The sequence below is a fragment of the Patiriisocius marinistellae genome, assembly GCF_009014635.1.
Taxonomy (GTDB): domain Bacteria; phylum Bacteroidota; class Bacteroidia; order Flavobacteriales; family Flavobacteriaceae; genus Patiriisocius; species Patiriisocius marinistellae.
The window spans coordinates 23,945-36,685 of record NZ_BKCF01000006.1 but is presented as its reverse complement, the minus strand read 5'-3'; the positions used below and the strand labels follow the sequence as shown (position 1 = coordinate 36,685).

General features: G+C 32.8%; 11 protein-coding genes. 5 read left to right on the top strand and 6 right to left on the bottom strand.

Features of this window, described 5'->3' with window-relative positions; translation table 11 throughout:
- Positions 1–2: 2 nt before the first annotated feature.
- Entirely contained in the window at positions 3–170 is a 168-nt protein-coding gene (locus tag GB234_RS15100; RefSeq protein WP_172966894.1) for a hypothetical protein, read from the bottom strand.
- A 115-nt stretch (positions 171–285) separates the two neighbouring features.
- Between GB234_RS15100 and GB234_RS13460 the strand changes: the two genes are divergently transcribed.
- The 4 genes from GB234_RS13460 to GB234_RS13445 all read left to right on the top strand — a co-directional run bounded on the left by GB234_RS13460 (position 286) and on the right by GB234_RS13445 (position 4,377).
- A complete protein-coding gene (locus tag GB234_RS13460; RefSeq protein ID WP_151895105.1) occupies positions 286–2,097 on the top strand; it encodes a sodium:proton antiporter in 1,812 nt (603 codons plus the stop codon).
- Positions 2,098–2,103: 6 nt separating this feature from the next.
- A complete protein-coding gene (locus GB234_RS13455; protein WP_151895104.1) occupies positions 2,104–3,006 on the top strand; it encodes a mechanosensitive ion channel family protein in 903 nt (300 codons plus the stop codon).
- Complete coding sequence (locus GB234_RS13450; RefSeq protein WP_151895103.1) at positions 2,993–3,436, top strand: hypothetical protein; 444 nt, start codon at positions 2,993–2,995, stop codon at positions 3,434–3,436. The genes GB234_RS13455 and GB234_RS13450 overlap by 14 nt, the downstream gene beginning before the upstream one ends.
- A gap of 143 nt (positions 3,437–3,579) precedes the next feature.
- Complete coding sequence (locus GB234_RS13445; RefSeq protein WP_151895102.1) at positions 3,580–4,377, top strand: TerC family protein; 798 nt, start codon at positions 3,580–3,582, stop codon at positions 4,375–4,377.
- A 1-nt stretch (position 4,378) separates the two neighbouring features.
- On the opposite strand, the gene mnmE is transcribed toward GB234_RS13445, so the two are convergent.
- Positions 4,379–5,770, bottom strand: coding sequence for a tRNA uridine-5-carboxymethylaminomethyl(34) synthesis GTPase MnmE (gene mnmE, locus GB234_RS13440; RefSeq protein ID WP_151895172.1), 1,392 nt, complete (start codon positions 5,768–5,770; stop codon positions 4,379–4,381).
- A 101-nt stretch (positions 5,771–5,871) separates the two neighbouring features.
- A complete protein-coding gene (locus tag GB234_RS13435; RefSeq protein ID WP_151895101.1) occupies positions 5,872–8,379 on the bottom strand; it encodes a T9SS type A sorting domain-containing protein in 2,508 nt (835 codons plus the stop codon).
- A 230-nt stretch (positions 8,380–8,609) separates the two neighbouring features.
- Between GB234_RS13435 and GB234_RS13430 the strand changes: the two genes are divergently transcribed.
- Positions 8,610–8,972, top strand: coding sequence for a DUF4870 domain-containing protein (locus GB234_RS13430; protein WP_151895100.1), 363 nt, complete (start codon positions 8,610–8,612; stop codon positions 8,970–8,972).
- A 90-nt stretch (positions 8,973–9,062) separates the two neighbouring features.
- Here the strand turns inward: GB234_RS13430 and dnaN are convergent, their stop codons facing one another.
- The 3 genes from dnaN to gldF all read right to left on the bottom strand — a co-directional run bounded on the left by dnaN (position 9,063) and on the right by gldF (position 12,722).
- Complete coding sequence (dnaN, locus tag GB234_RS13425; RefSeq protein ID WP_151895099.1) at positions 9,063–10,181, bottom strand: DNA polymerase III subunit beta; 1,119 nt, start codon at positions 10,179–10,181, stop codon at positions 9,063–9,065.
- Between the two features lie 130 nt (positions 10,182–10,311).
- Positions 10,312–12,006, bottom strand: coding sequence for a gliding motility-associated ABC transporter substrate-binding protein GldG (gldG, locus tag GB234_RS13420; RefSeq protein ID WP_151895098.1), 1,695 nt, complete (start codon positions 12,004–12,006; stop codon positions 10,312–10,314).
- On the bottom strand, positions 12,003–12,722 hold the full coding sequence (gene gldF, locus GB234_RS13415; RefSeq protein ID WP_151895097.1) for a gliding motility-associated ABC transporter permease subunit GldF: 720 nt from the start codon (positions 12,720–12,722) through the stop codon (positions 12,003–12,005). Before gldF ends, gldG begins: the two co-directional genes overlap by 4 nt.
- Positions 12,723–12,741: the final 19 nt, after the last annotated feature.

The window sequence follows — 12,741 nt, the reverse complement described above, 5'->3', positions numbered from 1 at the left end:
TGTTAATTGGATGCTTCGGAAATAGTAGCGTCATTAACCCTTGCGTTAATTGCTTTTAATTTCGCTTTGCGTAATTCAGCTTCTTTTTTTAATTTATTTTTTTTCTGCGCCATTAATTTTGAGTGCTTCGCCTTATTATTCCCGTTCTTTATTTTACCTTTTTTTGCCATAACCGAAGTCAATCTTTATTCGAGTTGCAAATATTGTTATTTGAGTTCTTATAATTATGATTTTGTTAGGATTATTGATAGCTAGCTATGTTTAATTTTAAACAAAATTGGATGCATGGAAATGTCAATACTTTTAGTCTTTATAATCATAGGTATTACTGTTGTACTTTTTGTAACAGAGTTTTTCCCGATTGATAAAATTTCATTTTTTATAATAGTTGCTTTATTGCTTTTAGGCATTGTTACTCCAGAAGAAGCTATAAGTGGTTTTTCAAATCCTGCCACAATTACAATTTTGGCACTGATGATTCTTGCTATCGGTATGGAGGATAACGGGGTTATCCAGCTCTTAACTAACGGAATTAAAAAATTGAAATTACTCCCGTTAATTTTAATAACACCAGTATTTATGGTGGTGTCGGCATCTATATCGGCATTTATAAGTACTACTGCTGTAGTTATAATTTTTTTAAAAATTGTGGCACAGCTATCAGAAAAATATAATTTTTCTAGTTCTAAACTTTTAATGCCTATTTCATTTGCTGGAATTTTAGGTGGTAGTTGTACCTTAATGGGAACATCTACTAATATTCTAGTAAACGCTGTTGCAAAAGAGAGAGGAGTAGAAGGATTTGGGTTTTTCGAATTTTCAATATATGGACTCATATTTCTTGCCATTGGTATAGTAGTTATGACAATAGGCAGTAGGTTTTTACCTAAGGATAAATCATCAAATGTTAGAGATGATTATGCAATTGACAACTATATTTTCACGGTTAAAGTTTCAGAAGCATCAAAAGTAATTGGCGAGACTCTGGGAAGTTTAGAAATGTTTAATGACGGCACTGCCACGGTGTTAAAATTAATAAGAGGAAAAAATATTCTAAATGCTCCTGGCAAATATGTGGAAATTAAAAAGGGTGACAATTTTGTAGTTATGAGTGATTTAGAAAATTTACAAAAAATTGTAAATGATAATGGACTTATAATTAATGAAAAGAGAAGAAGAACTCAAGAAGAAGATTTTGGTGATGGAGAAGTAGAAGATGAAAGTGATATGACTTATGTTGAGTTACTTATACTTCCGGGGTCTAATTTAATAGGAAAAAATTTAAAGCAATTACGTAACGGTTCTATACTTGGAGCTTTTCCAATTGCTATACAAAAACGAAGAAACATTAGAAATACTCAAGAACGTTTATTAAGGAAAAGTTTACATCAAATAAATTTGAAACCTGGAGATAGACTTCTATTAGAAATGCAAGAGCAAAGAGTGGGAAAGTTGTATGATTTAAAAAATGTTGTAATTTTAAATCAGCATGAGTACACGTCATCAATTCCTAAAAAAAATACAGTAATTGCAATTTGTACATTATTATTAGTTATTGGTCTTGCATCTAGTGGAGTAATCTCAATTTTAGCAGCGTCATTAACAGGAGTAGGGGCTATGCTACTTTTTGATATAATTAAATTAAATAATATATATCACAGAGTTAACTGGCAAATTGTTTTTTTGCTTGCGGGAATGATACCACTTGGAGTTGCAATGACAAACAGTGGGGCAGATGTATGGCTTTCAAACGCATTATTAGATGTAATGAATGGAAAAGCCCCCATGATTGTATTAGGCTTACTCTTTGGACTTACTATGCTATTGTCGGGGTTTATTTCAAATAATGCAACAGCAATAATAATGACACCTATTGCAATTGCAGTGGCAGCGGGACTATCTTTAGAAATTAAGCCATTTATATTAGCAGTAATGTTTGGTGCAAATTTCAGTTTTTTCACCCCAGTGGGTTATCAAACAAATGCACTAGTTTACGGTACTGGTATATATAAGTTTAAACATTTTTTAATTTTGGGTGGAATTTTATCCGTCATTTTATGGATTACAGGTACACTGCTTCTGTCCATTCTATTATAGAAACGTATGTATTATTTATTACAAGAAAATACAAATATTTTAGTCAAGCTAACCGCAAAAGTTAATGCTTGGTGGGATGCATTTGTACTCAAATTACCCAATCTTGCTGTAGCAATTTTGGTAATAGTTTTTGCTTATTTCTTAGGTAAATTTTTGAGTAAATTATTATTGAAGATTCTTAGAAAGAAAATGAAAAACAGGTCTGTTAGGCGTGTACTTTCAAAAATACTCTACGGAATAATTCTTGTTATTGGATTTTTTCTCGCATTAGGGATTTTAGACTTGGATAAAGCATTGACTTCCGTTTTAGCAGGAGCTGGAGTTGTTGCATTAGCAATAGGCTTAGCACTGCAAGGAACTTTATCAAACACATTTTCTGGAATTATGCTTTCTTTTTTGCCTAGAATAAAAATAGGCGATTTTATAGAAACAGATGAACATAGTGGTTTTGTACACGATATAAGTTTACGTAACCTAGTTCTTAGGCGACCGGATAATCATTATGTGATAATGCCTAATTCTAAATTTATTGAGGAACCTTTTGTAAATTACTCGCTAGTAAAAAGAGGACGTGTAACTGTACATTCACGTGTTGCATATGGTTCAGACCTTCGTACTATTAAAACAATGGTACTAAAAGAATTTGAAGATAAATTTCCGAAGCAAATAGACGAAAAAATTGAATTTTACTACATTAAATTTAATGATAGCTCCATAGATTTCATGGTTCGTTTTTGGATAGATTACGTTAAAAAGAGCCAAATGTACACCGCTCAAGATGAAGCCATATTATTAATAAATGATTTGTTCCACGAGAATAATATTACCATACCTTTTCCCACACATCATATAAATGTAAAAGAAGATATTGAAAACCAACCTAAAAATTTAAACCATGGAGACGACTAAAACATTAACTCATCTTAATGAATTAATTACAAAACATAATGATGTATTTAAATTTACAGCAAAGGGGAGTACTTTGATTACAAATATTTCAATTTCGAGAACACTATTATCGTTCTCAGAAACTAGTCATTATTGCATTGTTGACTTGGTTTCTTTATTAAAAGAAATTGACCCAACCGCAACATTTGATAATAATGTAAGCGTAGCCGAAGCTTTTTTTATAGGATGGACAGACATAAAAACGAGTATAGGCGTTGAAGATGGTAAAGATTTACTAATTAAATCAAAGCAGTATTTGGAAGAATTAGTCATTATTTACAACAAGGCAATTGAGCTTATTTCAGATGAAAGTCAGGCTTTAAAAATTTTTAAAACGCACCAAGAGCATATTAATAAACAACTTATAAATATTGAAAATCACCTTGAATAGTCTTTCTACGGAAATGAATTTGAATTACCACAATTGCTTTAAAAAATAATTTTAAAACTCATCATAGTTTTCTGAAATTTAAAGTTTAAATTGATTTACTTAACCTTTGTAACACTAACACTCCCTTTAACGCCAACCATATAATGTTAGATTTTTTACTCTCAACCGAAGCACTTTTAGCGCTAACAACATTGACTTTCCTTGAAATAATTTTAGGGATTGATAACATTGTTTTTATATCCATTGCAGCAAATAAACTCCCCGAAAACCAAAGAGCAAAAGCCACTAATATAGGGTTATTATTAGCACTTGTTCAAAGAGTGATTTTATTGTTTTTCGTATCTTTTTTAGTCGGGTTAAGTGAGCCATTTTATACTTTCGAAACATCGTGGTTTAGAGCTGCAATTAGTTGGCAGGGAATTATATTGTTGTTAGGAGGATTGTTTTTAATCTACAAAAGTACGTCAGAGATTAGAGAGAAAATGGAAATTCCCGCTCATGATGAAGATAATGTTAAGAGTAAGAAAATAAAATCATTATCAAATGCAATAATTCAAATTTTAATCATAGATTTTATTTTTTCTATTGATTCAATACTTACAGCAGTAGGTATGACAAACGGACTCTCAGAAAACACAAACCATAATTTGGTTTTGATGATAATTGCAGTAGTGATTTCAATAGCCATTATGATACTTTTTGCTAATAAAATAAGAACATTTATAGATGAAAATCCAAGTGTTCAAATATTAGGATTATCATTTTTAATATTGATTGGTTTTATGCTCATAACCGAAGCCGCACATTTAAGTGAAGTGTCTGTCATAGGCCAAACAGTGGGTGCTATTCCTAAAGGATATTTATACTTTGCCATTGCATTTTCTCTAATGATTGAGTTTATCAACATTAAAATTAGTAAGAATAAGATTAAAGCAAAGTAAATTATTTCCCGATACAGAAATTAGCAAAAATATTTCCAAGTAAGTCATCGTTTGTAATTTCACCGGTAATTTCGCCAAAATAATATAATGCTTGTCTTATATCAATTGCCATAAGATCACCACTGAGACCTATGTTTATTCCTTCTTGAACCCTGTTAATTTCTTCAAGAGCTTTTAAAAGTGCGTCATAGTGTCTTGTATTAGTTACGATGGTCTCATTATTTCGTAAAGCACCAGTATTAACAAAATTGAGTAGAGTGTTTTTTAGTTGATCGATACCTTCTCCGCTTTTTGCTGAAATGAGCTGGAGATTAGTAATTTTTGAAGTTAATTCTACACTTCTTTCTTTTGAAATGGTATCCAATTTATTGGCAATCACAATAAGTTGTTTTTGCGGATACTTATTCTGGATTTTAGCGATTTCAGTATTAAATTTTTCTACAGCATTATTCTCTATACCTTGTGTATTGAACAAATAAATTACTACTTGAGCTTGTTCAATTTTTTCAAATGTTTTTTTAATTCCAAGGCCTTCAATGGTATCTGTAGTTTCTCTAATTCCCGCAGTATCAATAAAGCGAAAACCTATACCGCCTATATTTATTTCATCTTCAATAGTATCTCTCGTTGTTCCTGCAATGTCACTTACAATGGCTCGTTCTTCATTAAGCAACGCATTAAGTAATGTTGATTTTCCCACATTGGGTTCTCCAACAATTGCTACTGGAATACCATTTTTTAAAACGTTACCTGTAGCAAAAGAATCAATGAGTCGTTTTAAAACTAATGTGATTTTTGATATTAATTTTTGAAAATCGTCACGGTTTGCAAACGCAACATCTTCTTCGGCAAAATCTAATTCTAATTCTATCAATGATGCAAAATTGAGTAACTCTTCTCTTAGTCGTTTAATTTCAGAAGAAAAGCCACCGCGCATTTGCTGGATAGCAAGTTGGTGTGAAGCTTCAGAATCACTAGCTATTAAATCTGCTACGGCTTCAGCTTGGCTTAAATCCATTTTTCCATTCAAGAAAGCACGTAATGTAAATTCTCCCGCAGTTGCCATTCTGGCATTTTTGCGAAGACATAATTGAATAATTTCTTGTTGAATAAAGGCGCTTCCATGACAGGAAAACTCTACAACATCTTCGCCTGTATAACTATTTGGGTTTTTAAAAATAGTAGCTAAAACTTCATCAATAATACGACTACCATCTTTAATATGGCCAAGGTGAACAGTGTGCGTTTTTTGTTTATCAAGTTTTTTTTTTGATACCGAGTGGAAAATTTGAGAGGCAATATTCATTGCGTCATCTCCAGAAAGTCTAATAATAGCAATAGCTCCCGCGCCAGAAGGCGTTGCAAGTGCTACAATGGTTTCTTGGTGCGTCATGGTGGCAAAAATAAGTATTTTAATGTGACTAATATTTCCGAAGCACAAAAAAAGAGACTCCATAATGAAGTCTCTTTTTAATAATGCATTTTTGAAATAGACTATTCAATAATTAACTTCTTTGATCCTATACTTGTTTTGTTTTCTAACACGTTGATAAGATAGATTCCAGAAGACATTCCTGTTAAATCCATACGATTTGCAGATGTAAATGTATCAACCTCTTTAGTTTTAACGAGTCTCCCTAAATTGTCATAAACTTCAATTGATGTAGCATTATTAATGTCATTTAAATCAACAAAAAATACTCCCGTAGAAGGGTTTGGGTAAATTGAAAAACTTGAGGCATAAAGAACGTCATCTGCACCTAGTGTAATTCCAGTAGGAGAGTTGCCAAATGTGATGAAATATGACGAAACAATAAGGTGAGGATTAAAACCATCATCACAATTGTTACAAGTGGTTCCTGTTACACAATCTGGATTATTAGGATGGCAAAAATCAACGTAATCTTGGTCAAAACGATATTTTAAAACTAAAGAAGGCTCATCTATTAATGCTCCCATATCATAATCAAAAAATTGTGCAATAGATCCAGGGCACCATCCAGCCCTGTCAAATTGCCAAGTACCATTTTGAGGGCTACAACCATCTGGATTAGGGTTACAATCATTCCAATTATTCTGTTCAAAAGTAGCTTCATTATTAACCATAATATGGTGGGTGTCATTATGAAACTCAGCAGCATTAGCAGTATTATTATCACCCCATCCATGTCCTGAGGAAACCAATTTTATTTTTGCAGCTTCTGTGTTTTCTGATACATCAATGTTAAAAAACTCGGTAGGTTGTAAATTTGCCATATCGCCAAATTGGTATGTTTGATACCATAGTTTTGAAACAGTGCTATATGCATAATCTGGTGTTCCTGCTTGATAATCTAACAATAGAGTGTATAAAAAACCATTTCCTTGTGTTCCAAGATTTACTCTAAACTTTGTTTTACCCACTAGGAGAGAAGCAAAATCTGTTAAATCTATTTCACTTTCACAAGCAACTCCATAAGGAGTTAAATATCTAATAATTTCAAACCACTCGCCATCTTTTCCTTGTGCTTCGACAGATGAAACTCTATCCCATGGATCGCAACCACCTGTAGGACAATCGATAATTAATGAACCTGTAATTTGGTCAAAAGCACCAATAGAGCTTGGTAGTTCTGCTTCAACAGTTACAGAAGGAATGTCTCCTTTCACCCAAACTTCATCTGTGGCAACAGCCGAAATATTACTTACGTTTGAAACTACGTTTACGCTAGTTACCACCGTATTTTCTACATTGTAATTGTTTGTTCCCTTGACTTCAATGTCAAAATTACCATACGAACTTGGAGTCCACCATCCAGTATAAAATCCGTTTTCATGGTCTGTAAGTATTACATCAGTCCCATCAATTGTTACAGTAACAGCATCAATAGAAAACAATTCTGGGTAGTCAATTGATGCTCCAACGGCTACCTGTAGTGGTATTAATGTAGGAGCATAAACGTCACCTGCTAATGGGTGTTTTAAATCTGCCATAACAACAATCTCATCTGGGTCAAGGACTTCAAAACTTACAGAAATATCCTGTGCAGGATCAAAATCCACATTTCCTGCTTGTGATGCTTTAACAACAACAGAACCAGATGTACCGTTTAATGTAACCATATCACCAGTTACTGTTGCTGGTCCAGAAACTATCTCATAGCTAACAGGTAATCCTGAAGTTGCAGATGCATTTAATTGAAAAGGAGCATCTGTAACTAACTTATTAGGTATCTGTGGAAAATTTATTGCTTGAGCACCAGAGTTTAAAGTTCCATCAAAGTTTGATGTATTTCCCATTAGTGCAAAGTTTAGTAAATCTGAATGTTTATTAGTATCGTTACTAATATCAAAAAGCTGTGTAATGTTTGTATTATTTCCTCCTGGAGTTCCTTGATTAAATTTATAATAAATTTGAAGTCCAGACTCATCACCTACAAGTTCATCAGCCATCATATTTTGAATTTCTGTAGCAGTTAATGCTATATTCCATAGAGAAACTTCATCTGCTCTTCCTTTAAAAATAAAATTAAAACCCGCTTGCAAACATTTCCCTACAGTAAAGGGGCGGTCAGTAGATTGAAACGTTCCTGACGCAGCACTACTGCCAATAGAGACTCCATCTACAAATAGTTCAACAGTGGTTTCATTAAAAACCCAAGCTATATGTTGCCAAACTCCTGCCTGTATTGTTCCTGCAGGTCCAACAACTTGATGCAATCCACTCGATGTAATTACTCTACATTCTACTGTTCCATCATTTAATTGAATTAAATACATCTCACCTGCTCCAGTTCCCCCACCTCTAATACTCATCATTCCTGAGCCATAAATTAGCTCATCTGTATAAAACCATCCTGCCATAGTAATGGTATTTGACCCATTTACATATGAGGCTCCATTAATAAGTTCTGTATAATCATCTACACCGTCAAAGTGTAAATATTGATTTGATTGTGCTGTAATTTGTTGAGCATTTATTAAAGTGCATATTAGCACAAATGCAAAATAGATTTTTTTCATAGTAGTTTGTTAGTTTAAATGAATCTTAAAATTAATAAAAACTATTTTCTTGATTTCTAAATAATGAGATTAATATGATTATATTCTAATGTAAGTAGCTATTATGAAATGGTTTTAATAATAAATATTAGATTATTGTAACATCTTACCATATCTAACTACTAATTTAATAGTAAACAGTCATTTATTTTCTCAAAATGAATAAGGTCAAAAATTAAAAAACAAGCACTATGGAAGTATTCAACCAAACTCATAAAGTAGAAGACAGAAATCTTTTAGTCGTAACACATTTATGCCAACTCTTAACATATGTTACTGGTTTTGGAGGATTGATTGCCCCGTTAGTTATTTGGGCTTCAAAAAAAGAGAGTATAGTTGATATGGATTTACACGGTAAACAAATAATAAACTTTCAACTTAGTTTAATTATCTATGCACTTATTAGTATCCCTATGATTCTCGCACTTGGTTTAGGAATATTAATGCTAATTGGAGTATGTATTTTAGGTTTCATTATGCCTATTGTGAATGCTATTAACGCTTCAAATGGTGAGTTACCAAATACCTTTGGGACAATCCCTTTTTTAAAATAGAAATATCATAACAATTACAAACCCCTCTTAAAATTTTATTTGAATTTTGAGAGGGGTTTGTAGATAATTTTACTAAAAGCATAAGCAATTTTAGCCATTTAGCATCACTGGCATAACAAGCATTGTAACTTGTTCACCTTCATCAAGACCGTCAGTGGGTGTTAGAATACCAGCCCTATTTGGTAAACTCATTTCTAAGCTTACTTCATCGCTAGTAAGGTTGTTCAGCATTTCGGTAAGAAAGCGTGAGTTAAACCCTATCTGCATATCGTCACCTTGATAAGCACATGTTAAACGCTCTTCTGCTTTGTTGCTGTAATCGATATCTTCGGCAGATATATTAAGCTCTGCCCCAGCAATTTTTAATCTAATTTGGTGTGTTGTTTTATTACTAAAAATAGATACTCGACGTACACTGTTTAAAAACTGATTGCGGTCAATTGTTAATTTATTCGGGTTCTCTTTTGGGATTACCGCTTCGTAGTTAGGGTATTTGCCATCAATTAATCGGCAAACTAATACTGTATTGTCAAAGCTAAATTTTGCATTACTCTCGTTATATTCAATAGAAACCTCATCTTCACTACCAGCAAGAATGCTTTTTAAAAGATTTAAAGGTTTTTTAGGCATAATAAACTCTGCAGTTTCTGTAGCTACAACATCTGTACGATTGTATTTTACTAATTTGTGAGCATCGGTTGCAACAAATATTAAACCTTCGGTTGAGAATTGAAAAAATACACCACTCATTACGGGACGTAAATCATCATTTCCACTAGCGAAGATTGTTTTACTAATTGCAGTAGCAAGAATATCTCCTTGAACAATTGTAGTAGAAGGGTCTTTTAATTCAACAGCAGATGGAAAATCTTCTCCTGCTGCATAAGCTAATGCGTATTTACCATGATTACTGCTAATTTCAACAGTATTATTATCCTCAATGGTAAATGTCAACGGTTGCTCTGGGAACGTTTTTAATGTATCTAACAACAAACGCGCAGGAATACAAACCATTCCTTTTTCGCTACTTTCTACATCAAGGTGCGAAGAAATAGTCGTTTCTAAATCTGAAGCTGAAACTCGCAGCGAATTTCCGTCAAGGTCAAAAAGAAAATTATCTAAAATAGGAAGGGTGTTATTATTATTGATAATCCCACCAAGCACCTGTAGTTGCTTTAGTAAATATGAACTCGAAACAATGAATTTCATGTATTAAAATTTCTGAGGTTTATTAAAATTATGCTTGTTTTGATAAACATTGCAACACAGCGCCGCTCAGCATACTCGAAGCACAAATATATCTCAAAACAAGACCATTTAAAAACGAACTTATTAACACTTAACGTGCATATTTCTTTCTTCGGAAATATGTAAATAATAAACCAAAGAGTGCTAATAAAACCAATGGAACGCCAATAGTAACGGCTTGCCAAAAGCCACGCTCTTGGGTAGTTTTTTGTATGTCAAGAAAAGGAATAGCAATTTTTTTTGTACGTATGTTTATAAGTCCGGTATCGTCTAAGAGAAAGTTGACGGTATTAAGAAGAAAATCTTTATTTCCATACATCGTTTGTGTCATTTTATCAAACCCTAACGGTAAAGGCCTATTTTTATCAAACCCATTTTTTATAATATCACCATCACTTACAACCACCATTTTTGCTGAAATTCCGTCATCTTTGCTAATATTTTTTTCTGAAATTTTAAAGGGTTTTACCCTATTTTTCAATGCCGAAGTAAAACGTCCTTCGAGTAAAACAGCTAATGGTCTTATTCCTGCTGAAAACTCCTGTGGATTGGGACCATCATTAACAATATCTAAAAATTTAGGGATAGCTTCATCAAAGTTAACTTCGTGCGGTACAATTGAAAGACTTGTGATAGGAGAGGAGGTAAGTAATACTGTTTTTTGAATATCATTATCCAGCAACTCAATAGGTGCTGTATATTCAAATTTTACGCCTTCAATATTTGTGACAATTGGATGCTCGTTTGAACTGGAAGACAACGGAAAATAAAGCCAAGGGTATTTATTGTATTGCGAATTCTCCTCAGTTCCTTGCGCTAAAACTATAGGTGTGCTATATACATCTTTAATTAATGATTGATTGATACGAATACCGTATTTAAAAAACAATTGGTTTAAATTTAAATTATCACCTACAATGTAATTTTTCCCTGTATTTGGGTCTTGCTTCTGAAATAAATAATCGGTAAGCCATAGAGACGCCCCACCATTCATAATATATTGGTCAAGCACATAACGCTCACTATCGTTAAAGTTTATCGTAGGTTTTGCAATAACAATTAAGTCATATTTCAGAAGAGAGGCTAATGTTTTTTGAGGAACAACAGCAACTGAGTCTAATGTAAAAGGAGCAATACGATAGGTCTCTTTTATTGTTGTTAAAAAGTCTGCTATTTCTCTATCTTCAAGTTCGCCATTTCCTTTAATAATTGCGATGCTTTTTTTCTTTGGATTTGCAACTTTATTAAACCCATCTGCAAAAGCATATTCAAGATTTTGAATGGAGCCATTTACACGTTCTTCTGGAGTAGCACCAAGCACGTTTTTTAATAACGGAATTTTAACTGTCTTTCCATTATAATAAGCCAAGGCCCAAGGATATATTCGCTCTGTTGATATTTTTCCCCCATCACGTACTTGCACTTCTGCAGGAGTAAGACCAAGATCAAAAAGTTGACGCTCAACTTCGGCAGTATTTTCCTCACCTTCGAGTGGATTTGTAAATTTGTATTGAACGTTTCGATTGACTGAAGTAAACTCTTCAAGAAGTTGGCGTGTTTCGCTCTGCAAACGTCTAAATTCAGAAGGAAAATTTCCTTCTAAAAACACCTCAATAACTAATGGCGAATCTACTGGGATAATGGTTTGTTTTGCAGCTTTGGACAAGGTATAACGTCCATCTTGTGTTAGATCAAAACGTTTATATATATAATTGCTGGCGAAGTTTATTAATAAAACTCCAATAACTAACATCGTAATATATTTGAGGTTTTTCTTAGCCATCATTTTGTGCCTTTTAATTTGGTAACAGTAAAACCTAGAAATAGGAAAGTAACACTCAAAAAGTAAATTATATCTCTAGTATCTAAAACTCCTCGAGCCACACTATCAAAATGATTTTTCATTCCAAACTGCTCTATTAAAGAAGAAGAAGGAATTAGTTGTGCAATAGCATCAAAACCATAATAAAAAATGAAGCAAAGTAAAACTGCTACAATAAAAGCAACAATTTGATTTGAGGATAATGTAGAGGCAAAAATTCCAATAGAAGTATATGCTAATATTAAAAATAGAAGTCCAATGTATGAGCCTATTGTACTTCCTAAATCAAAATTACCAGCAGGATTTCCTAAATTTGATATCGCATAAACATATAATAACGTTGGTATAAGTGCGATAATAATTAAAAGTACTGCGCCAAAATATTTACCGAGCACAATGTTTTTTAATGATATAGGTTTTGTTACTAATAGCTCAAGTGTTCCTAATTTTATTTCATCACTAAAAGCACGCATTGTTACTGCTGGAATTAAAAATAACAATACCCAAGGGGCTAATTCAAAAAAAGGAGCAAGGTCTGCAAAGGTGCTGTCAAGAATGTTATAGTTGCCTTGAAATACCCATAAAAATAATCCATTAATCAACAAAAAAACTCCAATCACTAAATACCCTATGGGTCCCGAGAAGAAGTTGGTTATTTCTTTTTTAACTAAAGCAAGCATATTTTTTATTTCAATTTTT